The organism is Pseudomonas sp. TH06 (genome assembly GCF_016651305.1).
GTDB lineage: Bacteria > Pseudomonadota > Gammaproteobacteria > Pseudomonadales > Pseudomonadaceae > Aquipseudomonas.
Window position 1 is genome coordinate 208,557 of record NZ_JAEKEC010000004.1, and the last position, 24,762, is coordinate 233,318.

The following is a 24,762-nucleotide window of genomic DNA, read 5'->3' on the forward strand; positions in this document are numbered from 1 at the left end:
CCGCACGGTATGCTGCGCGCACTTTTTTACGTAGGAAGCCTGACCCATGGCAGGAAGCAGTTTGCTGGTGCTGATCGATGACATCGCCACCGTTCTGGATGACGTGGCGTTGATGACCAAAATGGCCGCCAAGAAGACTGCCGGGGTGCTCGGCGATGATCTGGCGCTCAATGCCCAGCAGGTCTCCGGCGTGCGCGCCGAGCGGGAAATCCCTGTGGTCTGGGCGGTGGCCAAGGGCTCGTTCGTCAACAAACTGATTCTGGTGCCGTCAGCGCTGGCGATCAGTGCGTTCGTGCCGTGGCTGGTGACACCGCTGTTGATGGTCGGTGGTGCGTACCTGTGTTTCGAAGGTTTCGAGAAACTCGCGCACAAATTCCTGCACAGCAAGACTGAAGATGACGCCGGGCACGCGCAACTGACCGAGGCCGTAGCCGATCCGGCAACCGATCTGGTGGCGTTCGAGAAGGACAAGATCAAAGGTGCGATTCGCACTGACTTCATTCTCTCGGCAGAAATCATCGCCATCACATTGGGCACCGTGGCCGATGCCTCGCTGACTCAACAGGTCATCGTGATGTCTGGCATCGCGATTGTGATGACGGTCGGCGTTTATGGTCTGGTGGCGGGCATCGTCAAACTCGATGACCTCGGCCTGTGGCTGACGCAAAAGCCCGGACAAGCGGCGAAGAAAATCGGCAGCGGTATTTTGACGGCGGCGCCGTACATGATGAAAACCCTGTCGGTGGTCGGCACGGCGGCGATGTTCCTGGTCGGCGGCGGCATCCTCACTCACGGCATTCCGGTTGCGCATCACTGGATTGAAGGTGTTGGCGCGGCAGCGGGGAGTGCCGGGTTTGTGGTGCCGGTGTTGCTCAATGGTGTGGCGGGGATTATTGCTGGTGCGGTGGTGTTGGCGGTTGTCTCGGTCGTCGGCAAAATCTGGAAAGCCGTGAAAAACTAACCTGCAACACAACCTTTGTAGGAGTGAGCCTGCTCGCGATAGCAGTGTGTCAGTCACACATTCATGACCTGATAAACCGCTATCGCGAGCAGGCTCACTCCTACAGTTTGATCTTTGTGGTGCCATGAAAAAGGGCCATTCGACTCGCATCGAATGGCCCTTTTTTGTGTCTGCCGAAAATTACTCGGCGATCTGCAACTTGCGTGCTTCGGTGTACACGTAGCGCACTTTCTCGTACTCGAATGGCGAGTTCATCTGACCGTAGCGGAAGCTGGTCTGGTAGCGCTTGTCGACCGCGCGCAGGGCCCAGATTTCCGGATGGTTGGAGCTGACTTCCGAGACGTTGAGGAAGTTGATCGCCGATTCGGCGGTGTAGTCGACGGCAAGGCCTGCGGTATCACGAATGTTCGACGGGCCGAGGATCGGCAGGACGAAGTACGCGCCACCCGGTACGCCGTAGAAGCCCAGGGTCTGCCCGAAGTCTTCGCTCTGGCGCGGCAGGCCCATGGCGGTAGCCGGGTCCCACAGGCCGGCAATGCCGATTGTGGTGTTGAGCAACAGGCGCGCAGTGGTTTCCATCGAGCGCTGGCCCTTGAACTGCAACAGGCTGTTGACGAGGTTCGGCACATCGCCAAGGTTGTTGAAGAAGTTGCTCACGCCCGTCCGCACGAAGCTTGGCGTGATGTAGCGATAGCCATCGACTACCGGCAGGAACACCCATTGGTCAAAGCGGTAGTTGAAGTGGTAAACGCGACGGTTCCACTCCTCCAGCGGGTCATAGACGTTCAGCGCGTTGAGCGTCGAACGCTCGAACTCACGCTGATCCAGCCCCGGGTTGAACTTGAGTTTCGACAGTGGCTCCTTGAAACCGTCACTGTCGACGACCACCGGTGCATTGGCTTTGCTGTTGTCGGCCTGGGCCACGCCTGCACAGAGTAACGCTGCAAACAGCAGGAGATATTTAGCCACGGAAGAACTCCAGCATGGCGTCGCTGTTGACGCGGTAGTTAAGGTTGCCGCAATGGCCGCCCAGTGGGTAAACGGTCAGGCGATCGCCGAATGTCTTGCGCAGGAAACCGAGGTCGCCCGGGCCGAGGATCACGTCGTCGGCGTTGTGCATCACGGCGATTTTCGGGCTGTCGTGCAGATAATCCTTCAGCGCATACAGGCTCACCTGGTCGATCAGTTGCAACAGGCTGCCGCCGTCGGTGCGAGCGCGCCACATCGGAATCACCTGTTCGGTCAGGTAGCAGTCGAAGTCGCATTGCAGCGCACGCTTGAGAAACGGCGTGAGGCTGGTGCCTTCGGTGATCGGAAATTTCGGTGGTGTGATCAGGCCTCGACGGTTGATCAGGTCCGACGTGAAGGCGATGTCGGCTGCCGAGAAGCGGAACGAGGTGCCGATCAGCATCGCCATCTGTTCGTTGGTCAGGTGTTGCTTGGACTGCTGGAAGTCATAGAGCAGCGCATCGTTGAGGTCGATGTAGCCTTTCTGCTGAAAGTAGCGGGTCAATTTGCCCAGTACCAGTTCATAAAACGTGGTGCTGTTGTTGATGCCCTTCACTTCGGTCTGTACCAGCTTGTCGAGATTGGTGATCGAGGTGTAGAGGTTGACCGGCGGGTTAAGCAACAGGACTTTCTTGAAGTTGAAGCTGCGCCGGGTTTCATCCAGGTGCGCAACGAACGCGGCATCCAGAGCGCCGAGGCTGTAGCCAGTCAGGTAATACTCGGTAACCGGCACTTTCGGGTTTTGCGCCCGCACGGCCTGCATCACGCGGTACATGTCTTCGGCGTCTTCCTTGGTCACGCCCGGGGTGGCGAAGCGTGAAGCGGCGCTGATGAAGTCGAAACTGGTCGGCGACGACAACTGCACGACGTGGTAACCGGCCTTGTAGTAGAGCTTTTTCAGGTATTCATTGAGCGTGCTGTCGTAGCGCGCACCGGTACCGGCGATCAGGAAGATCAGCGGTGCCGGTTTGTCCTGGGTGGCGATGCGATAAGTGAGCTTTTTCACCGCCCAGAAGTTGTCCGGCAGAATGAATGCCCGCTCCGGGCGCAGGGTGACGCTGCGATCCGACTGATTGATGTCGTCATCCAGCGGCAGTTCCGGGCGCAAGTCCGGCGGCGTCGTGGCGATGGTCGCCTCGAACGGGTTGGTCAGGGGATAGCCATAGCTGGCGGCATCGATATCCACCGCCAGTGCGGACGCACTCAGAATAAGGCCGCTGAACAGCGCGGCGAAGCGCAAGGAACGGAGCATGACTAGATCCCTTAGAGGAAGGTGCCGAATGAAGTTCGCAGGCTATGACCACCGGGTTTGCGCCAAAGTGCCATGCTGCGGCACCAAATTAGGCAGAATTCGGAGTAATAGTAGCTGGACGATACACTTTGCACCGTCCGGATGAACAGTTAACTGTTGTTAGCGCTTGCGTATGAATGGCGGCAGATTAAGCTGGCCGCCGATTTCCGAAGATTGGAGTGTTTCATGTCCCGCCGCTTGCCCGTCATTCTGCTGCTCGTTCTGTTGCCGTTATGGCTGGCCGCCAGTTATGGCGCCCGCTACGGCTTTATGGAGGATGGGCAATGGGTCGGCATCTGCGTCGATGAGGCCAGCCGTTGGGAATGTCAGGTACGCTCGAACCTTGGGCTGATGATTCACTTCAAGGTGTTGGGCTGGACGGCGCTGGGTGCGGCGCTGTTCGGTTTTATCGTGCCGGGGCGGGCAGGGTGGTGGCTGGCGGTGTTGGCGCTGGTGGTCGGGTTGCCGGCGCTGGCGTTGTACAACACCACGCTGGCGGTGTTTGCGGTGGTGATTGCCGGGTTGCGCCTGGTCAGAGCTGCCCGTAGCGCCTGATCGTCAGCTATCGCGAGCAGGCTCACTCCTACAAGGGAACGCATTCCAAAATGTAGGAGTGAGCCTGCTCGCGATTGGGCATTTCAGCCGATGAAGCTTAAGTCTTGCGAACGCGCAGGCAGCGCCACAGCGCAGCCACCATCAACAAGCTGGCCAACGCCCAACCCCACGCCTGCTGATTCAACAAGCCTTCTTCATACAACTGCGGCGCAATCCCTGCACCGATGATAAAGGTCAGCAGAGCAATCTCCCGGCGCGGCACGCTGACCGGGCGGCACAGGTAAACCAACGCAGGCACAACAAACGCCATGCTCGCAAAGCTGCGATAACGCGCATCAAACACCATCTCCAGCATCATCACCGCCGCCGCAAATCCTGCCGCGGCAACCAACCAACCGGCACGACGCTCCAGCAGATTGAAGGCTTTTTCACGCCAGCCAATACGAGCGCTCAATGTCAGCGCCGCATGCGCGAGCACCAACAGATTGAGCGCCGTCAGCAAGCCGACCCACAACCATTCGCTGTTGAATCGTGTGGTCACTCGCGCCAGATCTCCCCAGGCGCCAATCGAACAAGCGGCGAGGGCGCCCAGCAGTGGCAACACCAGTGCTGAACGCGTCGTGCGCACCTGGCCGCCGAGGATCAGTGTGCCGAGGAAGATCAGTCCACTGACCGCCAGCCATTCTTTCCAGTACGGCACGTTGGTCACGGGGCCGGCCAGTACGCCTTTGTCCTGACGATCAGCGTCAAACAGCCCCCAATAGCCGCCTACCGCGCCTTCGCTTGCGCGTTTCCACGGCTGGTCAAAGGCTTCAATCAGGTTGTAATGCCAGCCTTCCTTCTCGGCCATCGCGACAAAGCCGCGAATGAACTTGGCTTCGTTGACCCGACTCGGCAGCGCGGTCTCACGCTGGCGGCCTTCGCTCGGCCAGCCGGTTTCGCCAATCATCACGTCCTTGGGGGCGAACTTGTTGCCGAACACCTGACGCACGTCCGCGACATGTTGCAGGGCGGCGTCAATGTTCGACGGATCATCTTCCCAGTACGGCAGCAGGTGAATGGTCAGGAAATCCACCGCGGGCGCGACTTCCGGATGCTTGAGCCAGAATTCCCAGACATCGGCGTAGGTGACCGGCTGCTTGACCTGGCTTTTGACCTTGTTGATCAGTCGGGCCAATTGCGCGCCAGTGACTTCCTTGCGCAGCAACGCTTCGTTGCCGACGATCACCGCACTGACCACGTCCGGGTTGGCGTTGGCCGAGGCAATCAGCAGGTCGACTTCCTTCTCGTTGTCCACCGGATTGCTGTTGACCCAGGCGCCGATCATCAGCTTCAAGCCATGCTTGCGCGCCAGATTCGGCAACGCTTCGAGGCCGGTCATGGAATAAGTGCGGATGCATTCAAAACGCGTCGCCAGCAAGGCGAGGTCGGCGTCCATGCGCTCCGGGCGCAGCTTGAATGGCACGTCGAACGGCGACTGATCTTTATCGAAAGGGGTGTAGGAGGCGCATTGCAGCTTGTGCGTCGGGGTGGCGGCGTCCGGCAGGATCACCGGTTTGCCGAGGCCGTACCAGAAGCCAGCGAGTGCAAACAGCCCTAGCAGGCAGGCGAAGAGATAAGGCAAGAAAGGGAAGCGGGAAGTCGCGGACATGGTCAGGCCGAGTGGCTGCAAAGCGACGCATGTTACCTGCATTTAAAGAGGGGTTGGTGGCCCGGATGATTTTGACATGCAAAGTTCGGGCGGATTGTCTGGCGCCAGATATCCGGACGCAGTTAATGGCCTTCTGATGTCGTTTCTCGTTGTCTTGAGGTCGCTGACAGAGCAGGTCGCGTACGGCGTGAGGTTGATGATCAAAGCGTCAGCACTCCACTGATGTTCGAACGAGTTTGCGGTCAGGCGTGATGGGGGCGCTGTGCACCATAACAATACGTTGACGCCGCCCGGCATCCGTCGGGCGCAGCATTTCGGGGAAGTAACGATGAAGATGCGACGACTTTTAGGCGTAGGTGCCGCTCTGGTGCTTGCGATGAGTTCCACATTTGCCAGCGCTGAAAAACAGACCCTGAACATCGGCTACGTTGACGGCTGGTCTGACAGCGTCGCGACCACCCACGTGGCTGCCGAAGTGATCAAGCAGAAACTCGGCTACGACGTGAAACTGCAAGCCGTCGCCACCGGGATCATGTGGCAAGGCGTTGCCACCGGCAAACTCGATGCCATGCTCTCGGCCTGGCTGCCCGTGACTCACGGCGAATACTGGGCGAAGAACAAGGATCTGGTCGTCGATTACGGCCCGAACTTCAAGGATGCGAAAATCGGCCTGATCGTGCCGGAGTATGTGAAAGCCAAGTCGATCGAAGACCTGAAAACCGATGACACCTTCAAGAACCGCATAGTCGGCATCGACGCCGGTTCAGGCGTAATGCTTAAAACCGATCAGGCGATCAAGGATTACGGCCTCGACAAATACAGCCTCAAGGCGAGTTCCGGCGCCGGCATGATCGCCGAGCTGACCCGTGCCGAAAAGAAGAACGAATCCATCGCCGTCACCGGTTGGGTGCCGCACTGGATGTTCGCCAAATGGAAGCTGCGCTTCCTCGACGACCCGAAAGGCGTGTACGGCGCAGCTGAAACCGTCAACAGCATCGGCAGCAAGGAACTGGAAGCCAAGGCGCCGGAAGTGGCCAAGTTCCTGAAGAACTTCCAGTGGGCGTCGAAAGACGAAATCGGCGAAGTGATGCTGGCGATTCAGGACGGTGCCAAGCCTGAAGCCGCTGCCAAGGATTGGGTGGCCAAGCACCCGGATCGCGTAGCTGACTGGACCAAATAACTTCAAAACCGCTTACACCCCTGTAGGAGTGAGCCTGCTCGCGATAGCGTCCTGTCAGTTGATGAAAATCTCGACTGATCCGACGCCATCGCGAGCAGGCTCACTCCTACAGTTGTTTTGGGGGGTACCGGAAATTGGCAAAAGTGTCATGGCGTTCTACTACTAAGGTCGTCTGGAACCTCTCCCGCAGCCGCATACATTAGCTATGTTCCAACAATAATCTGTGCTGCGAGGATAAAAACAATGAACGACAGCATTTACCTCTCGATTCAAAACAGTCCCCGATTCAAGGAGCTGGTGCGAAAAAGGGAAAAGTTCGCCTGGATACTCTCGGCGATCATGCTCGGGCTCTACTCCGGATTCATCCTTCTGATCGCCTATGGCCCGCAAGTGCTTGGGGCGAAACTCAGTCCCGAGTCTTCGATTACCTGGGGCATCCCGATCGGTGTCGGCCTGATTGTCTCGGCTTTCATCCTGACCGCCATCTACGTGCGCCGCGCCAATGGCGAGTTTGACGACCTGAACAATGCGATTCTCAAGGAGGCTCAGCAATGATCCGGCGTCTACTGGCTCTTCTGAGCGTCTCGGCGTTCGCGCCGGCCGTGTGGGCGGCTGACGCCCTGACCGGCGAAGTCCACAAACAACCCCTCAACGTCGCTGCGATCGCCATGTTCGTGGTGTTTGTCGGTGCCACGCTGTGCATCACTTACTGGGCATCCAAACGCAACAAGTCGGCCGCCGACTACTATGCGGCGGGCGGCAAGATCACCGGTTTCCAGAACGGTCTGGCGATTGCCGGTGACTACATGTCGGCGGCGTCCTTCCTGGGGATTTCCGCGCTGGTGTTCACCTCCGGCTACGATGGCCTGATCTATTCGATCGGCTTCCTGGTGGGCTGGCCGATCATTCTGTTCCTGATCGCCGAGCGCCTGCGTAACCTGGGTAAATACACCTTTGCCGACGTGGCGTCCTACCGCCTCGGGCAAACCCAGATCCGCACGCTGTCTGCCTGCGGTTCGCTGGTGGTGGTGGCGTTCTATCTGATCGCGCAAATGGTTGGCGCGGGCAAGCTGATCCAGTTGCTGTTCGGCCTCGACTATTACGTGGCAGTGATTCTGGTCGGCATCCTGATGTGCATGTACGTGTTGTTCGGCGGCATGTTGGCGACCACCTGGGTGCAGATCATCAAGGCTGTGCTGTTGTTGTCCGGTGCCTCGTTCATGGCGCTGATGGTGATGAAGCACGTCAACTTCGACTTCAACATGCTGTTCTCCGAGGCGATCAAGGTTCACCCGAAAGGTGAGGCGATCATGAGCCCGGGCGGACTGGTGAAAGATCCGATCTCGGCATTCTCGCTGGGTCTGGCGCTGATGTTCGGTACCGCTGGTCTGCCGCACATTCTGATGCGCTTCTTCACCGTGAGTGACGCAAAAGAAGCGCGCAAGAGTGTGTTGTATGCGACCGGTTTCATTGGTTACTTCTACATCCTGACCTTCATCATCGGCTTCGGCGCGATCTTGCTGGTCAGCACCAACCCAGCCTTTAAAGATGCGGCGGGCGCTCTGCTCGGCGGCAACAACATGGCGGCGGTGCACCTGGCTGACGCGGTGGGCGGCAGTATCTTCCTTGGCTTTATCTCGGCGGTGGCGTTTGCGACCATTCTGGCGGTAGTGGCGGGGCTGACTCTGGCCGGTGCTTCGGCGGTGTCTCATGACCTGTATGCGAGTGTGATCAAGAAGGGCAAGGCTAACGATAAGGATGAGATTCGCGTTTCGAAGATCACCACGATCGCACTGGGGATCCTGGCGATTGGCCTGGGTATTTTGTTCGAAAGCCAGAACATTGCGTTTATGGTCGGTCTGGCGTTCTCGATTGCGGCTAGCTGCAACTTCCCGGTGCTGTTGCTTTCGATGTACTGGAAGAAGCTGACTACCCGTGGCGCGATGATTGGTGGCTGGTTGGGGCTGGTGAGTGCGGTGGGGCTGATGATTCTTGGGCCGACCATTTGGGTGCAGATTCTGCATCATGAGAAGGCGATCTTCCCTTACGAGTATCCGGCGCTGTTTTCGATGATCATTGCCTTTGTCGGCATTTGGTTCTTCTCGATTACTGACAAGTCGGCGGCAGCGGATAATGAGCGGGCGCTGTTCTTCCCGCAATTTGTGCGTTCGCAGACTGGGTTGGGGGCGAGTGGGGCGGTTTCGCATTGATTGCTTGAGGCTTTGACGTTGTAGTGAATGCCCCGGTTGAGAGATCGGGGCATTTTTTTGTGGGCTGTGTTTTTTTGATTGTGTACATATCCGTTGCTGCGGTAACGGCTGCTCGGGGTTCCGCCCTTACGGCGGGTCACCTTTTCCAAACGCCGAAAAGGTAACCCAAAAGGCTTTACCCTGACGTACGGCCCTCGCTTAGGCTCGGGTTCCTTCGCTCCGGGATCGATCCGGGCGCATCGCCTACGGTTTGCTTCGCTGCACCTCCTCTCGATGCATTTGGCTGCGCCAAACGGTCGCTGCGCTCCCACCCCCGGATCAATCCCTCCACTCAGCCTTCCGACGGGCCTTCTGGATCAAGAGCGGTACTCTAGCTAACGCTCATTGTGTTGAGTGGGGCGGCATGCGCCGCGTTTTGAGGTGTACTCATTTTTTTTGGCAGTGATGGCGGCCTGACAGCCGACCAGTCTCTAGCAGACTGCATACGATCCCATTGTAGGAGTGAGCCTGCTCGCGATGACGGCCTGACATCCGACCTGTTTCTGCCGGTTGTACTCGACCCCTGTGGGAGCTGGCTAGCCAGCGATGACAGCCGACCAAGCTCTGGCAGGTGTACCCATTCCCTGTAGGAGCTGCCGAAGGCTGCGATCTTTTGATCTGTTTTGGCTTTAGCTTTGCTGTTGCTCTCCAGCCCCTTCGGCAGGCCGAGCGTAGGTGTTCATCCGGGGGTTAGGCGCGCAGCGCCGTTTGGCGAAGCCAAACACATCGAGAGGAGGTGCAGCGCAGCAAACCGTAGGCGATGCCCCCGGATGGACACCGTAGCGAGGGAACACTGAGCCCAAGCGAAGTGCCGTACGCCGGGGCCAAGCCTTTTGGGTTACCTTTTCGGCGTCTGGAAAAGGTGACTCGCTGTAAGAGCGAAACCGCCAGAAACATCACCCGCAGCAACGGATATGCCCCCAAAACCCAAAACCACCACAGCACAAACAAAAACGGCCCCTATATAAATAGAGGCCGTTCCCGGTACAACTCAAGACGTTATCGCAAGACAAATCTTATTTGCGGTCTTCCAGCTTGGTAATGTCACGCGACTCATAACCGGTGTACAGCTGGCGCGGACGGCCAATCTTGTACGGGCTCGAGAGCATTTCTTTCCAGTGGGAGATCCAGCCAACAGTACGTGCCAGCGCGAAAATCACGGTGAACATGCTGGTCGGAATACCGATCGCCTTGAGGATGATCCCCGAGTAGAAGTCGACGTTCGGGTACAGCGAGCGTTCGATGAAGTACGGGTCGGTCAGCGCGATCTCTTCCAGGCGCATGGCCAGTTCGAGTTGCGGATCGTTGTTGATACCCAGTTCCTTCAGTACTTCGTCGCAGGTCTGCTTCATTACAGTCGCGCGAGGATCGCGGTTCTTGTAAACGCGGTGACCGAAGCCCATCAGTTTGAACGGATCGTTCTTGTCCTTGGCCTTGGCGATGAACTTGTCGATGTTCGAAACATCGCCAATCTCATCCAGCATGGTCAGAACGGCTTCGTTCGCACCGCCGTGGGCAGGGCCCCACAATGCGGCGATACCGGCGGCGATACAGGCGAACGGGTTGGCACCCGAAGAGCCGGCCAGACGCACGGTGGAAGTCGATGCGTTCTGCTCGTGGTCGGCATGGAGGATGAAAATCCGGTCCATGGCCTTGGCGAGTACCGGACTGATCGGTTTGATCTCGCACGGGGTGTTGAACATCATGTGCAGGAAGTTTTCCGCGTACGTCAGGTCGTTGCGCGGGTACATCATGGGTTGACCCATGGAGTACTTGTAAACCATCGCTGCCAGGGTCGGCATCTTGGCAACCAGGCGGATCGCGGAGATTTCGCGATGCTGCGGGTTATTGATGTCCAGGGAGTCGTGGTAGAAGGCCGAGAGGGCGCCGACTACGCCGCACATGACGGCCATCGGGTGGGCGTCGCGACGGAAACCGTTGAAGAAGGTTTTCAGCTGCTCGTGAACCATGGTGTGGTTTTTCACGGTGCTGACGAACTGGGCCTTCTGTTCTGCTGTCGGCAATTCGCCGTTGAGCAGCAGGTAGCAGGTTTCCAGGTAGTCCGACTTTTCAGCCAGCTGTTCGATCGGGTAGCCGCGGTGCAACAGAATGCCGTTGTCGCCGTCGATATAGGTGATTTTCGACTCGCACGAAGCAGTCGACATGAAACCAGGGTCGAAAGTGAAGCGGCCCGTGGCCGTCAGGCCCCGAACATCGATTACATCGGGACCAACGGTGCCGGTTAAAATGGGCAGCTCGACGGGGGCTGCGCCCTCGATGATCAACTGCGCTTTTTTGTCAGCCATGTGGCCTCCTATTTATGCTTGAACCATCAGACAGACCCCCCACGCAGGGCCCGCACCACTATAGTGAGATAAATTCGAATGTCAATTTGCCTAAAGTCTTGCTCCAGAAGGCTTTAAGCGCACTTTTTCCTCGAAATTGACTGCCATTTACGCCTTTTATACGACTTGTGCAATCAGCTATTTGGGGTAGGCGATTGCGTTGTCATTAGTAGCCTAACTGTCTATACTCGGCCACCGACCGCCAAGGGCTTTTGGGCCTGCTTTATTGGGGGTCGCATCCCTGGGTGGTGGTTACCTGACCAGTGCACTCCCCAACAACTTTGCCCTGATTGTTAGGGGCTCTTCAGTGTGAAAAAAAAGCCGTGAAAAGCCAACGACCTGTAAACCTAGACCTAAGGACCATCAAACTCCCCATCACCGGCGTTACGTCGTTTCTTCACCGTGTTTCCGGCATCATCCTCTTCCTGGGCCTCGGCTTCATGCTTTATGCATTGGGCAAATCCCTGGGTTCCGAGGAAGGTTTTGCCGAAGTGAAGGCATGCTTGACCAGCCCGCTGGCCAAGTTCGTAGCATGGGGCCTCCTGTCCGCTCTGCTGTATCACCTGGTAGCCGGTGTGCGCCACTTGATCATGGACATGGGCATCGGTGAGACGCTGGAAGGCGGCCGCCTGGGCTCGAAAATCATCATCGCCATTTCCGTGGTGCTGATCGTTCTGGCAGGAGTTTGGATATGGTAACCAGCGTTACGAACCTTTCGCGTTCGGGCCTCTATGACTGGATGGCGCAACGTGTGTCTGCGGTTGTTCTCGCGGCTTATTTCATCTTCCTGATCGGATACCTTGCAGCGAATCCGGGCATTGGCTACGACCAGTGGCACGGCCTGTTCGCTCACAACGGGATGCGTATCTTCAGTCTGCTGGCCCTCGTTGCCCTTGGCGCTCACGCCTGGGTCGGCATGTGGACCATCGCGACCGACTACCTGACGCCGATGGCGCTGGGCAAGTCCGCGACTGCAGTACGTTTCCTTTTCCAGGCAGTATGCGGCGTCGCGATGTTCGCTTACTTCGTCTGGGGTGTGCAGATTCTCTGGGGTATCTGATTCATGGCTAACATTCCAACGATTTCTTTCGACGCCATCATTATTGGTGGTGGCGGTGCCGGCATGCGCGCTGCGCTGCAACTGGCGCAGGGCGGTCACAAGACTGCCGTGATCACCAAGGTCTTCCCGACCCGTTCGCACACGGTGTCCGCCCAGGGCGGTATCACTTGCGCCATCGCGTCCGCTGACCCGAACGATGACTGGCGCTGGCACATGTACGATACCGTCAAGGGTTCCGACTACATCGGTGACCAGGACGCTATCGAATACATGTGTCAGGAAGGCCCGGCTGCCGTTTTCGAGCTGGACCACATGGGTCTGCCGTTCTCGCGTACCGAGCAAGGCCGTATCTACCAGCGTCCATTCGGTGGTCAGTCCAAGGACTACGGTAAGGGCGGCCAGGCTGCACGTACCTGCGCAGCTTCCGACCGTACCGGTCACGCTCTGCTGCACACCCTTTATCAGGGCAACCTGAAAGCCGGTACCACGTTCCTGAACGAGTACTACGCTGTCGACCTGGTGAAAAACCAGGAAGGCGAATTCGTCGGTGTGATCGCAATCTGCATCGAAACCGGCGAAACCACCTACATCCGCGCCAAGGCCACCGTATTGGCTACCGGTGGTGCAGGTCGTATCTACGCTTCCACCACCAACGCCCTGATCAACACCGGCGACGGCGTCGGCATGGCTCTGCGGGCTGGCGTACCGGTACAAGACATCGAAATGTGGCAGTTCCACCCGACCGGCATCGCCGGCGCCGGTGTATTGGTAACTGAAGGTTGCCGTGGTGAAGGTGGTTACCTGATCAACAAGCACGGCGAGCGTTTCATGGAGCGTTATGCTCCGAACGCGAAAGACCTTGCCGGTCGTGACGTGGTTGCCCGTTCGATGGTTAAAGAAATCATCGCCGGCAACGGTTGCGGTCCGAATGGCGACCACGTAATGCTCAAGCTCGACCACTTGGGCGAGGAAGTACTGCACAGCCGTCTGCCAGGCATCTGCGAACTGTCGAAGACTTTCGCTCACGTTGACCCGGTGGTTGCGCCGGTTCCGGTTGTTCCGACTTGCCACTATATGATGGGCGGCGTTGCCACCAACATTCATGGTCAGGCGATCACCCAGAACGCCGAAGGCGTGGATCAGATCATTCCTGGTCTGTTCGCAGTAGGTGAAGTGGCTTGCGTATCGGTTCACGGTGCCAACCGTCTGGGCGGCAACTCGCTGCTCGACCTGGTGGTATTCGGCCGCGCTGCCGGCCTGCACCTGGAAAAAGCACTGACCGACGGCATCGAATACGACGACGCTACCGAAGCCGACATCGAAGCTGCCCTGTCGCGTCTGAACGCGCTGAACAGCCGTACCGATGGCGAAGACGTGGCAACCCTGCGTCGCGAGCTGCAAAGCTGCATGCAGAACTACTTCGGCGTATTCCGTACCGGCGAATACATGCAGAAAGGTATCGCTCAGCTCGCTGACCTGCGTACCCGCATCGCCAACGTGAAGATCAACGATAAGTCGCAGGCGTTCAACACTGCCCGTATCGAAGCGCTGGAACTGCAAAACCTGCTGGAAGTGGCTGAAGCTACCGCCATCGCTGCCGAAGTACGTAAAGAGTCCCGCGGTGCTCACGCCCGTGAAGACTTCGAAGATCGTGACGACGAAAACTGGCTGTGCCACACCCTGTACTTCCCGGGTGACAAGCGCGTCACCAAGCGTGCCGTGAACTTCTCGCCGAAGACTGTTCCGACTTTCGAACCTAAAGTCCGGACTTATTAAGGGTGACCGCCATGTTGCAAGTCAGTGTTTATCGCTACAACCCTGATCAGGACGCTGCGCCGTTCATGCAGGAATTCCAGGTCGATACCGGTGGTAAAGACCTGATGGTGCTGGATGTGCTGGCGCTGATCAAAGAGCAGGACGAGGGTTTCTCCTATCGTCGCTCTTGCCGTGAAGGCGTCTGCGGCTCCGACGGCATGAACATCAACGGCAAGAACGGTCTGGCGTGCATCACGCCGCTGTCTGCCGTCGTAAAAGGTAACAAGTTGATCGTTCGTCCGCTGCCAGGTTTGCCGGTTATCCGTGACCTGGTCGTCGATATGAGCATCTTCTACAAGCAATACGAGAAGGTGAAGCCTTACCTGCAGAACGACACGCCGGCTCCGGCCATCGAGCGTCTGCAGTCGCCAGAAGAGCGTGAAAAGCTCGACGGTCTGTACGAGTGCATCCTGTGCGCTTGCTGCTCGACTTCTTGCCCGTCCTTCTGGTGGAACCCGGACAAGTTCCTGGGTCCAGCTGCACTGCTGCAAGCCTACCGCTTCCTGGCAGACAGCCGTGACACCAAGACCAACGAGCGTCTGGCTTCGCTCGATGACCCGTTCAGCGTATTCCGCTGCCGGGGCATCATGAACTGCGTCAACGTATGTCCGAAAGGCCTGAACCCGACTAAGGCCATCGGTCACATCCGTAACATGCTGCTTTCGAGCGGCGTGTGATTCAGCTGCTGTAACCGCTGTACCGTAGAGGCTGTGGCGCGGGCTTCAACCCGCGTCATGGCTATAACCAGAGCAGCAGCCATAAGCTGCGGCTCTTATTTTGAAGAAATGAGACAAGCAGGGGCATCCGGGCTGGTACCCGGACTATCAGTGTGATCCTAAGTGGCTTGTTTTAGTCGCTGCATTCGGACTTCTGCAAGTTTGCTCGGTGTCGACATCGATGGTGTTCCCCTAACCGAGGGTGACCAAGCATGCAAGAAAGCGTGATGCAGCGCATGTGGAACAGCGCCTACCTTTCAGGTGGAAACGCTGCCTATGTGGAAGAGCTTTATGAGCTCTACCTGCACGACCCTAACGCTGTGCCAGAAGAGTGGCGCACCTACTTTCAGAAGTTGCCTGCCGACGGCAACTCTGCCACTGATGTTTCGCACTCCACAATTCGCGATCATTTTGTGCTGCTGGCAAAGAACCAGCGCCGCGCCCAACCGGTTTCCGCCGGCAGCGTGAGCAGTGAGCACGAGAAGAAGCAAGTTGAAGTGCTGCGATTGATCCAGGCCTACCGTATGCGTGGCCACCAGGCAGCCCAGCTTGACCCGCTGGGGCTGTGGCAGCGTCCTGCACCTGCAGACCTGTCGATCAATCATTACGGCTTGACCAATGCCGATCTTGATACGACCTTCCGTGCCGGCGACCTGTTCATCGGCAAAGAGGAAGCGAGCCTACGCGAAATTCACGAAGCGTTGCAGCAGACATATTGCCGCACCATCGGCGCTGAATTTACGCACATCACCGATTCCGAGCAGCGCCAGTGGTTCCAGCAGCGTCTGGAAAGCGTGCGTGGTCGTCCGACGTACTCCGCCGACATCAAGAGCCACCTGCTTGAGCGCGTGACTGCCGGTGAAGGCCTGGAAAAATACCTGGGCACCAAATACCCGGGCACCAAGCGTTTCGGTCTGGAAGGCGGCGAAAGCCTGATTCCGATGCTCGACGAACTGATCCAGCGTTCCGGTTCCTACGGCACCAAGGAAGTCGTCATCGGTATGGCCCACCGTGGCCGTCTGAACGTGTTGGTCAACACCTTCGGCAAGAACCCGCGCGAGCTGTTCGACGAGTTCGAAGGCAAGAAAAAGGTTGAACTGGGTTCCGGTGACGTTAAATACCACCAGGGCTTCTCGTCCAACGTGATGACCACCGGCGGTGAAGTTCACCTGGCCATGGCGTTCAACCCGTCCCACCTGGAAATCGTTTCCCCGGTGGTCGAAGGTTCGGTTCGCGCCCGTCAGGATCGTCGTAACGATCAGACCGGTGAGAAGGTTCTGCCGATCTCCATCCACGGTGACGCGGCATTCGCCGGTCAGGGCGTGGTCCTGGAAACCTTCCAGATGTCGCAGACCCGCGGTTTCAAAACCGGCGGTACCGTGCACATCGTGATCAACAACCAGGTTGGTTTCACCATCAGCAACCCGTTGGACTCGCGTTCCACCGAGTATGCTACCGACGTTGCGAAGATGATCCAGGCGCCGATCCTCCATGTGAATGGCGATGATCCGGAAGCCGTGTTGTTCGTGACCCAGATGGCCATCGACTACCGCATGCAGTTCAAGCGTGACGTGGTGATCGATCTGGTCTGCTACCGTCGTCGCGGCCACAACGAGGCCGACGAGCCGAGTGGCACCCAGCCGCTGATGTATCAGCAGATCACCAAGCAGCGCACCACCCGTGAGCTGTACGCTGATCGTCTGACTCAGGCCGGTGTTCTCGACGCTGAACGTGTTCAGGCCAAGGTCGACGAATACCGCAACGCGCTGGACAACGGTCTGCACGTGGTGAAATCGCTGGTCAAAGAGCCGAACAAAGAGCTGTTCGTGGACTGGCGTCCGTATCTGGGCCACGCCTGGACTGCGCGTCACGACACTCGTTTCGATCTGAAGACCCTGCAAGAACTGTCCGCCAAGCTGCTGGAAATTCCGGATGGCTTCGTGGTTCAGCGTCAGGTTGCGAAGATCTACGAAGACCGTCAGAAGATGCAAGCCGGCGGCCTGCCGATCAACTGGGGTTACGCCGAAACCATGGCGTACGCGACCCTGGCGTTCGAAGGTCACCCGATCCGCATGACGGGTCAGGACATCGGTCGCGGTACGTTCTCGCACCGTCACGCTGTTCTGCACAACCAGAAAGATGCCGGCACTTACATTCCGCTGCAGCACCTGTACGACGGTCAGCCACGTTTTGACCTGTACGACTCGTTCCTGTCGGAAGAAGCGGTATTGGCGTTCGAATACGGTTACTCGACCACCACGCCAAATGCGCTGGTGATCTGGGAAGCCCAGTTCGGCGACTTCGCCAACGGTGCACAGGTTGTTATCGACCAGTTCATCACCAGCGGCGAGCACAAGTGGGGCCGTCTCTGCGGTCTGACCATGTTGCTGCCACACGGTTACGAAGGTCAGGGTCCTGAGCACTCCTCGGCACGTCTGGAGCGTTACCTGCAGCTGTGCGCCGAGCACAACATCCAGGTCGCTGTCCCGACCACGCCGGCACAGATCTACCACTTGCTGCGTCGTCAGGTGATTCGTCCGCTGCGCAAGCCGCTGGTCGTGCTGACGCCGAAGTCGCTGCTGCGACACAAGCTGGCCATCTCGACGCTGGAAGATCTGGCCGAAGGTTCGTTCCAGACCGTGATCCCGGAAATCGATGCCCTGGACCCGAAAAAGGTCGAGCGCGTTGTTCTGTGCAGCGGCAAGGTCTACTACGACCTGCTGGAAAAACGCCGTGCCGAAGGCCGCGAAGATATCGCCATCGTGCGTATCGAGCAGTTGTACCCATTCCCTGAGGACGACTTGAAAGAAGTCCTGGCTCCTTATACCAACGTCAAACATGCCGTTTGGTGTCAGGAAGAGCCGATGAACCAGGGCGCCTGGTACTGCAGCCAGCACCACTTGCGTCGCAGCATCAGCAACCTCAACAAATCTCTCGTACTTGAGTACGCGGGCCGTGAGGCTTCTGCTGCACCTGCTTGTGGTTACGCATCGATGCACGCCGAGCAGCAGGAAAAACTGCTGCAAGACGCGTTTACCGTTTAACGCCTTCGCGCACCTGAAACCGAATTTAAGGAACCACAGATAATGGCTATCGAGATCAAAGCCCCCACTTTCCCGGAATCGGTTGCCGATGGCACCGTTGCCACCTGGCACAAAAAACCGGGCGACGCTGTCAAGCGCGACGATCTGATCGTTGACATCGAAACTGACAAAGTCGTGCTGGAAGTTCTGGCTACTGCTGACGGCGTGCTGGGCGCAATCGTCAAGAACGAAGGCGACACCGTTCTGTCCGACGAAGTCCTGGGCTCCATCGAAGCGGGTGGCGCTGCTGCCGCTGCTCCAGCCGCCGCTGCTGCTCCGGCCGCTGCTGCCGCTGCACCGGCTGCTGCCGAAGGCGAAGACGATCCTGTTGCTGCACCGGCTGCTCGCAAGCTGGCTGAAGAAAACGGCATCAACATCGCTTCCGTTGCCGGCACCGGCAAAGGCGGTCGTGTGACCAAGGAAGACGTAGTCGCTGCTGTTGCTGCCAAGAAAGCCGCTCCGGCTGCCGCGCCTGCCAAGGCTGCTGCTCCTTCGGCTGCCGCTCCTGTGTTCGCCGCTGGCGACCGCATCGAGAAGCGCGTACCGATGACCCGCGTGCGTGCCACAGTGGCCAAGCGTCTGGTTGAAGCTCAGTCGAACATGGCGATGCTGACCACTTTCAACGAAGTCGACATGACCGAAGTCATGGCTCTGCGTTCGAAGTACAAGGACCTGTTCGAGAAGTCCCACAACGGCGTACGTCTGGGCTTCATGTCGTTCTTCGTGAAAGCAGCTACCGAAGCGCTGAAACGCTTCCCGGCTGTCAACGCGTCGATCGACGGTGCGGACATCGTTTACCACGGCTACGCGGACATCGGCGTTGCCGTTTCCAGCGACCGTGGCCTGGTTGTACCGGTTCTGCGTAACGCCGAACTGATGAGCCTGGCTGAAATCGAAGGCGGCATCGCCACTTTCGGCAAGAAAGCCCGTGACGGCAAATTGTCGATGGACGAGATGACCGGTGGTACCTTCACCATCACCAACGGTGGTACCTTCGGTTCGATGATGTCGACCCCGATCGTCAACCCGCCGCAGGCAGCGATTCTGGGCATGCACAACATCATCCAGCGTCCTATGGCCATCAATGGTCAGGTCGTTATCCGTCCGATGATGTACCTGGCACTGTCCTACGATCACCGTCTGATCGATGGCAAAGAAGCTGTAACCTTCCTGGTGACCATCAAGAACCTGCTGGAAGATCCGGCTCGTCTGTTGCTGGATATCTGATAGAAGCAGCTGCAAGCTTCGAGCAACAAGCCGCAAGAAAGGGCGGCTTGGCTTGAAGCTTGTGGCTTGAAGCTTTTCGCTAAAGAGGATTTTTTGAATGTCGCAGAAATTTGACGTAGTAGTGATCGGTGCCGGCCCTGGCGGTTACGTAGCTGCCATCAAGGCCGCGCAGCTGGGTCTGACCACTGCCTGCATCGAGAAGTACACCGACGCCGAAGGCAAGCAAGCCTTGGGCGGTACCTGCCTGAACGTCGGCTGCATTCCTTCCAAGGCGCTGCTGGACAGCTCCTGGAAATACAAGGAAGCCAAAGAAAGCTTCAACGTTCACGGTATCTCGACTGGCGAAGTCAAAATGGACGTCGCTGCGATGGTTGGCCGCAAGGCTGGCATCGTCAAGAACCTGACCGGCGGCGTTGCCACCCTGTTCAAGGCCAACGGCGTTACTTCGATCCAGGGCCACGGCAAACTGCTGGCTGGCAAGAAAGTCGAAGTCACCAAGCCGGACGGCTCGGTTGAAGTCATCGAAGCTGAAAACGTGATCCTGGCTCCAGGCTCGCGTCCAATCGACATTCCACCGGCTCCGGTTGACCAGAAAGTCATCGTCGATTCGACGGGCGCACTGGAATTCCAGACCGTACCTAAGCGTTTGGGCGTGATCGGCGCTGGCGTAATCGGTCTGGAACTGGGTTCGGTATGGTCGCGTCTGGGCTCCGAAGTAGTTGTCCTGGAAGCTCTGGACACTTTCCTGATGGCAGCGGACACCGCTGTTTCCAAGGAAGCGCTGAAAACCCTGACCAAACAAGGTCTGGACATCAAGCTGGGCGCTCGCGTAACCGGTTCGAAAGTCAACGGCGACGAAGTCGTTGTTAACTACACCGATGCCAACGGCGAACAGACCATCACTTTCGACAAGCTGATCGTAGCCGTTGGTCGCCGTCCGGTGACCACTGATCTGCTGGCTGCCGACAGCGGCGTGACCCTCGACGAGCGCGGTTTTGTGCACGTTGACGATCACTGCGCCACCACCGTACCGGGCGTTTTCGCCATCGGTGACGTGGTTCGCGGCATGATGCTGGCTCACAAGGCATCGGAAGAAGGCATCATGGTTGTCGAGCGCATCAAGGGCCACAAAGCCCAGATGAACTATGACCTGATCCCTTCGGTTATTTATACTCACCCGGAAATCGCGTGGGTTGGCAAAACCGAGCAGGCCTTGAAAGCTGAAGGCGTTGAAGTTAACGTCGGCACCTTCCCGTTCGCCGCTTCCGGCCGTGCCATGGCCGCCAACGATACCGGTGGTTTCGTCAAGGTCATCGCTGATGCCAAGACTGACCGCGTATTGGGCGTGCACGTGATTGGCCCGAGCGCTGCAGAACTGGTTCAGCAGGGCGCGATCGGTATGGAATTCGGCACCAGCGCTGAAGACCTGGGCATGATGGTTTTCTCCCATCCGACCCTGTCTGAAGCCTTGCACGAAGCTGCTCTGGCTGTGAATGGCGGCGCCATCCACATTGCCAACCGCAAGAAGCGTTAACAGACAATAAGAAACCACGGCGGTAACGGCCCGTCGTGAGCCTTGCGAGCAAGTCTCACCGCGGAATGTCCGCTGGACGCAGTCTTGCGTAGCTGCACCGGGTATCCGGAAAGGCTACGCAAGCAGCAGTCACAGGTGGCGCGGCACTCATAAAGAGCGCAGCGCCGAATGCGCAGTACCTAACGAAGACGGTAAAAAGCATGAATCTTCACGAGTATCAGGGTAAGCAGCTGTTCGCTGAATACGGCCTGCCAGTTTCCACTGGTTACGCAGTAGACACCCCGGAAGCAGCAGCAGAAGCTTGCGACAAAATCGGCGGCAGCGAGTGGGTTGTCAAAGCCCAGGTCCACGCCGGTGGTCGCGGTAAAGCGGGCGGCGTCAAGCTGGTTCGCAGCAAAGAAGACGCCAAAGCCTTCGCACAGCAGTGGCTGGGCAAGCGTCTGGTGACTTACCAGACTGACGCCAATGGCCAGCCAGTCACCAAGATCCTGGTTGAATCGTGCACTGATATCGCTAAAGAGCTGTACCTGGGCGCTGTCGTTGACCGTTCGAGCCGTCGCATCGTGTTCATGGCTTCCACCGAAGGTGGCGTGGACATCGAGAAAATCGCTCACGACACTCCAGAAAAAATTCTGAAAGCCACTATCGATCCACTGGTTGGCGCTCAGCCATTCCAGGGTCGCGAGCTGGCATTCCAGCTGGGTCTGGAAGGCAAGCAGGTTGCTCAGTTCGCCAAGATCTTCGTAGGTCTGGCCAAGCTGTTCAAGGATCACGACCTGGCTCTGCTGGAAGTGAACCCGCTGGTGATCAAGGCTGACGGCGATCTGCACTGCCTGGACGCCAAGATCAACATCGACGCCAACGCAATGTACCGTCAGCCTAAGCTGAAGACTTTCCACGATCCGTCGCAAGACGATCCGCGCGAAGCGCACGCTGCCAAGTTCGAACTGAACTACGTAGCACTGGAAGGCAACATCGGCTGCATGGTCAACGGTGCTGGCCTGGCCATGGGTACCATGGACATCGTCAACCTGCACGGCGGCAAGCCAGCCAACTTCCTCGACGTAGGTGGTGGTGCTACCAAAGAACGCGTTACCGAAGCATTCAAAATCATTCTGTCCGACACCAACGTCGCTGCAGTACTGGTTAACATCTTCGGCGGCATCGTTCGCTGCGACATGATTGCCGAAGGCATCATCGGCGCCGTGAAAGAAGTCGGCGTGAAAATCCCGGTTGTTGTTCGCCTTGAAGGCAACAACGCTGAGCTGGGCGCTAAAGTACTGGCAGAAAGCGGTTTGAACATCATCGCTGCTACCAGCCTGACCGACGCTGCTCAACAAGTTGTCAAAGCTGCGGAGGGCAAATAATGAGCGTCCTGATCAATAAAGACACCAAAGTTATCTGCCAGGGTATTACCGGTTCGCAAGGTAGTTTCCACACCCAGCAAGCCATCGAATACGGCACCAAGATGGTGGGTGGCGTTACTCCTGGCAAAGGCGGCACCGAGCACCTGGGTCTGCCAGTGTTCAACACCGTCAAAGACGCAGTAGCTGCCACTGGCGCTACCGCCAGCGTGATCTACGTTCCGGCTCCTTTCTGCAAAGATTCGATCCTGGAAGCTGCTTTCGGCGGCATCAAGCTGATCGTCTGCATCACCGAAGGCATTCCTACCCTGGACATGCTGGACGCTAAAGTTAAGTGCGACGAGCTGGGCGTAGTCCTGATCGGCCCTAACTGCCCAGGCGTGATCACCCCAGGCGAATGCAAGATCGGCATCATGCCAGGTCACATTCACTTGCCAGGCAAGGTCGGTATCGTTTCGCGTTCCGGCACCCTGACCTACGAAGCTGTGAAGCAGACCACTGACGCCGGTTTCGGTCAGTCGACTTGCGTCGGTATCGGTGGTGACCCGATCCCGGGTTCGAACTTCATCGACATCCTGAAGCTGTTCCAGGAAGACCCGAAGACCGAAGCGATCGTAATGATCGGCGAGATCGGCGGTTCGGCTGAAGAAGAAGCGGCTGCCTACATCAAGGCACACGTGACCAAGCCGGTTGTTTCCTACATCGCTGGTGTGACTGCTCCTCCGGGCAAGCGCATGGGCCATGCTGGCGCAATCATCTCTGGCGGCAAAGGCACTGCAGACGAGAAATTCGCTGCACTGCAAGACGCAGGCGTTAAAACCGTGCGTTCGCTGGCAGACATCGGCAAGGCCCTGGCCGAGCTGACTGGTTGGGCTGTCAAGTAAGCCTCGCGCTTAGCTGACGCTTCACCAAACAAAGGCCACCTTCGGGTGGCCTTTGTCGTTTCTGGCATTTAGAGGGATAGGAGGACTCTGTGGCGAGGGGATTTATCCCCGATGGGCTGCGAAGCGGCCCCAGACCCGATGTATCCAGCCAATCGAAAAGCGCTAGAAGTTCTCAATCAGGGCTGCTTCGCACCCCAACGGGGCGGTGCGACGTTTCGCTAAATCCCCTCGCCACAGGGGTCGGGCTCTACCTACAGAGTTCCCTGTAGGAAAAATAGATACGTAAACGCGACACAGCAACGTCGCGTATCGGATAGTTCGCCCCCAAACAGTGCGTTTGTCAGACAAATTCGTTAGGCTAGCAGCCATTTTTGCGTCTGCCGCCCACAAGGCATGCAACGCGCTAAACGGGTTGATCCCATACGGGTCGACAGCATTTCCCTAACCCCACAGGGAAATCCCCTCCTAAATTCCGATTCAGAGTGTGGTTTCCTTAATGAAAGTTTTGAAAGGTCAGGACATCCTGGCACTTGGTTTTATGACATTTGCCCTGTTCGTCGGGGCTGGTAATATCATCTTCCCGCCTATCGTCGGTTTGCAGGCCGGACCACACGTCTGGATGGCGGCGCTGGGCTTTCTGATCACCGCGGTCGGTTTGCCGGTGATCACCGTTGTTGCACTGGCCAAGGTCGGTGGGGCGATGGATGCGCTGAGCAGCCCGATCGGCAAGATCGCTGGCGGCATTCTGGCTGCCGCGTGCTATCTGGCGGTCGGTCCGCTGTTCGCGACACCGCGCACCGCGACCGTGTCGTTTGAAGTGGGCCTGGCGCCGCTGACCGGCGAAAGCCCGCTGGCGCTGTTCCTCTACAGCTCGGTGTACTTCCTGCTGGTGTTCTTCATCTCGCTCTACCCGGGCCGTTTGCTGGACACCGTCGGGCGCTTCCTTGCACCGCTGAAGATCATCGCGCTGGCGGTACTGGGCATCGCTGCATTCGCCCTGCCGGCTGGTGACATCGGTCAAGGCACTGCGGAATACGTGGCGGCACCGTTCTCCCAGGGGTTCATCAATGGTTACCTGACCATGGATACTCTTGGCGCTCTGGTGTTCGGTATCGTCATCGTCAACGCGATCCGCTCCCGTGGCGTCGAGTCGCCTGCGCTGATCACCCGTTACGCGATCATCGCCGGGTTGATTGCCGGTGTCGGTCTGGCGCTGGTGTATGTCAGCCTGTTCCGCCTCGGATCCGGCAGTCATGAAGTGGCGGTCGGTGCGACTAACGGCGCGGCGGTCCTGCACGCTTATGTGCAACACACCTTCGGTTCGCTGGGCAGTGGTTTCCTCGCGGTGCTGATCTCGCTGGCATGCCTTGTGACGGCGGTTGGTCTGACCTGCGCCTGTGCCGAATACTTCAGCCGTGTGGTGCCGCTGTCCTACAAGACGCTGGTGATCATCCTGGCCGCGTTCTCGCTGCTGGTGTCCAACCTGGGCCTGACCAAGCTTATTGCGTTCTCGATCCCGGTGCTCACCGCGATCTATCCGCCGTGCATCGTGCTGGTGGCGCTGAGCTTCTGCAAAGACTTCTGGCATGAACATGGGCGCATTCTCGGCCCGGTGATGCTGGTGTCGTTCCTGTTTGGCACCATCGATGCGCTGAAAGGTGCTGGTCTCGCTGACTGGATGCCTTCGCAATTGTCCCACCTGCCGCTGAGCGAGCAAGGTCTGGCATGGCTGGTGCCGTGCGTGATGACCCTGGTCGTCGCAGTCATCTGCGATCGCCTGCTGGGCAAACGCAGCGAAGCCATTGCTTAAAGCCTCGTGACCCGCCACAAGCGGGTCTT

General features: G+C 58.1%; 19 protein-coding genes. 15 read left to right on the plus strand and 4 right to left on the minus strand.

The features are described from left to right. The first annotated feature begins 46 nt into the window (after positions 1–46). Positions 47–961 (plus strand): DUF808 domain-containing protein, encoded by a 915-nt coding sequence (locus JFT86_RS28185; RefSeq protein ID WP_201239305.1) that lies wholly within the window; start codon positions 47–49, stop codon positions 959–961. Between the two features lie 180 nt (positions 962–1,141). On the opposite strand, the gene JFT86_RS28190 is transcribed toward JFT86_RS28185, so the two are convergent. Both JFT86_RS28190 and JFT86_RS28195 read right to left on the minus strand, forming a co-directional pair. Further along, the gene (locus JFT86_RS28190; RefSeq protein ID WP_201239306.1) at positions 1,142–1,930 is read right to left on the minus strand and encodes a VacJ family lipoprotein; all 789 of its coding nucleotides are present in this window, start codon (positions 1,928–1,930) and stop codon (positions 1,142–1,144) included. Further along, the gene (locus JFT86_RS28195; protein ID WP_201239307.1) at positions 1,923–3,221 is read right to left on the minus strand and encodes a serine/threonine protein kinase; all 1,299 of its coding nucleotides are present in this window, start codon (positions 3,219–3,221) and stop codon (positions 1,923–1,925) included. Before JFT86_RS28195 ends, JFT86_RS28190 begins: the two co-directional genes overlap by 8 nt. Before the next feature lie 225 nt (positions 3,222–3,446). Between JFT86_RS28195 and JFT86_RS28200 the strand changes: the two genes are divergently transcribed. Further along, a complete protein-coding gene (locus tag JFT86_RS28200) occupies positions 3,447–3,815 on the plus strand; it encodes a hypothetical protein (RefSeq protein ID WP_201239308.1) in 369 nt (122 codons plus the stop codon). 97 nt (positions 3,816–3,912) lie between these two features. On the opposite strand, the gene JFT86_RS28205 is transcribed toward JFT86_RS28200, so the two are convergent. Continuing rightward, the gene (locus JFT86_RS28205) at positions 3,913–5,508 is read right to left on the minus strand and encodes a beta (1-6) glucans synthase (RefSeq protein WP_201239309.1); all 1,596 of its coding nucleotides are present in this window, start codon (positions 5,506–5,508) and stop codon (positions 3,913–3,915) included. A gap of 286 nt (positions 5,509–5,794) precedes the next feature. Between JFT86_RS28205 and JFT86_RS28210 the strand changes: the two genes are divergently transcribed. From JFT86_RS28210 to JFT86_RS28220, 3 genes are all read left to right on the plus strand, one after another. Then, positions 5,795–6,646, plus strand: a complete 852-nt coding sequence (locus JFT86_RS28210) for a glycine betaine ABC transporter substrate-binding protein (protein WP_201239310.1) — start codon at positions 5,795–5,797, stop codon at positions 6,644–6,646. Between the two features lie 243 nt (positions 6,647–6,889). Next, positions 6,890–7,201 carry a DUF485 domain-containing protein gene (locus tag JFT86_RS28215; RefSeq protein ID WP_201148229.1) on the plus strand — a complete coding sequence of 104 codons (312 nt, stop codon included), beginning with the start codon at positions 6,890–6,892 and terminating at the stop codon, positions 7,199–7,201. Beyond that, positions 7,198–8,856 (plus strand): cation acetate symporter, encoded by a 1,659-nt coding sequence (locus tag JFT86_RS28220; protein ID WP_201239311.1) that lies wholly within the window; start codon positions 7,198–7,200, stop codon positions 8,854–8,856. The genes JFT86_RS28215 and JFT86_RS28220 overlap by 4 nt, the downstream gene beginning before the upstream one ends. Before the next feature lie 1,055 nt (positions 8,857–9,911). Here the strand turns inward: JFT86_RS28220 and gltA are convergent. After that, positions 9,912–11,201 (minus strand): citrate synthase, encoded by a 1,290-nt coding sequence (gene gltA, locus JFT86_RS28225; RefSeq protein ID WP_003222994.1) that lies wholly within the window; start codon positions 11,199–11,201, stop codon positions 9,912–9,914. 362 nt (positions 11,202–11,563) lie between these two features. On the opposite strand from gltA, the gene sdhC reads away from it, so the two are divergent. From sdhC to brnQ, 10 genes are all read left to right on the plus strand, one after another. Beyond that, positions 11,564–11,938 carry a succinate dehydrogenase, cytochrome b556 subunit gene (gene sdhC / locus JFT86_RS28230; protein WP_045122948.1) on the plus strand — a complete coding sequence of 125 codons (375 nt, stop codon included), beginning with the start codon at positions 11,564–11,566 and terminating at the stop codon, positions 11,936–11,938. Continuing rightward, the gene (gene sdhD / locus JFT86_RS28235) at positions 11,932–12,300 is read left to right on the plus strand and encodes a succinate dehydrogenase, hydrophobic membrane anchor protein (RefSeq protein WP_007977503.1); all 369 of its coding nucleotides are present in this window, start codon (positions 11,932–11,934) and stop codon (positions 12,298–12,300) included. The genes sdhC and sdhD overlap by 7 nt, the downstream gene beginning before the upstream one ends. A 3-nt stretch (positions 12,301–12,303) precedes the next feature. Beyond that, positions 12,304–14,076: a succinate dehydrogenase flavoprotein subunit gene (sdhA, locus tag JFT86_RS28240; protein WP_007919889.1), complete on the plus strand. Its 1,773-nt coding sequence runs from the start codon at positions 12,304–12,306 to the stop codon at positions 14,074–14,076. Between the two features lie 11 nt (positions 14,077–14,087). Continuing rightward, positions 14,088–14,792 (plus strand): succinate dehydrogenase iron-sulfur subunit, encoded by a 705-nt coding sequence (locus JFT86_RS28245; protein WP_038364054.1) that lies wholly within the window; start codon positions 14,088–14,090, stop codon positions 14,790–14,792. Between the two features lie 251 nt (positions 14,793–15,043). Further along, the gene (locus JFT86_RS28250; RefSeq protein WP_201239312.1) at positions 15,044–17,875 is read left to right on the plus strand and encodes a 2-oxoglutarate dehydrogenase E1 component; all 2,832 of its coding nucleotides are present in this window, start codon (positions 15,044–15,046) and stop codon (positions 17,873–17,875) included. A 42-nt stretch (positions 17,876–17,917) separates the two neighbouring features. Further along, positions 17,918–19,141, plus strand: coding sequence for a 2-oxoglutarate dehydrogenase complex dihydrolipoyllysine-residue succinyltransferase (gene odhB, locus JFT86_RS28255; RefSeq protein WP_201239313.1), 1,224 nt, complete (start codon positions 17,918–17,920; stop codon positions 19,139–19,141). Between the two features lie 97 nt (positions 19,142–19,238). Then, positions 19,239–20,675 (plus strand): dihydrolipoyl dehydrogenase, encoded by a 1,437-nt coding sequence (gene lpdA, locus JFT86_RS28260; protein WP_102356807.1) that lies wholly within the window; start codon positions 19,239–19,241, stop codon positions 20,673–20,675. 200 nt (positions 20,676–20,875) lie between these two features. Next, positions 20,876–22,042, plus strand: coding sequence for an ADP-forming succinate--CoA ligase subunit beta (gene sucC / locus JFT86_RS28265; RefSeq protein ID WP_007919879.1), 1,167 nt, complete (start codon positions 20,876–20,878; stop codon positions 22,040–22,042). Continuing rightward, a complete protein-coding gene (gene sucD, locus JFT86_RS28270; RefSeq protein ID WP_007919877.1) occupies positions 22,042–22,923 on the plus strand; it encodes a succinate--CoA ligase subunit alpha in 882 nt (293 codons plus the stop codon). Before sucC ends, sucD begins: the two co-directional genes overlap by 1 nt. A 496-nt stretch (positions 22,924–23,419) precedes the next feature. Beyond that, on the plus strand, positions 23,420–24,733 hold the full coding sequence (gene brnQ / locus JFT86_RS28275) for a branched-chain amino acid transport system II carrier protein (RefSeq protein WP_201239314.1): 1,314 nt from the start codon (positions 23,420–23,422) through the stop codon (positions 24,731–24,733). The last annotated feature ends 29 nt before the right edge of the window (positions 24,734–24,762 follow it).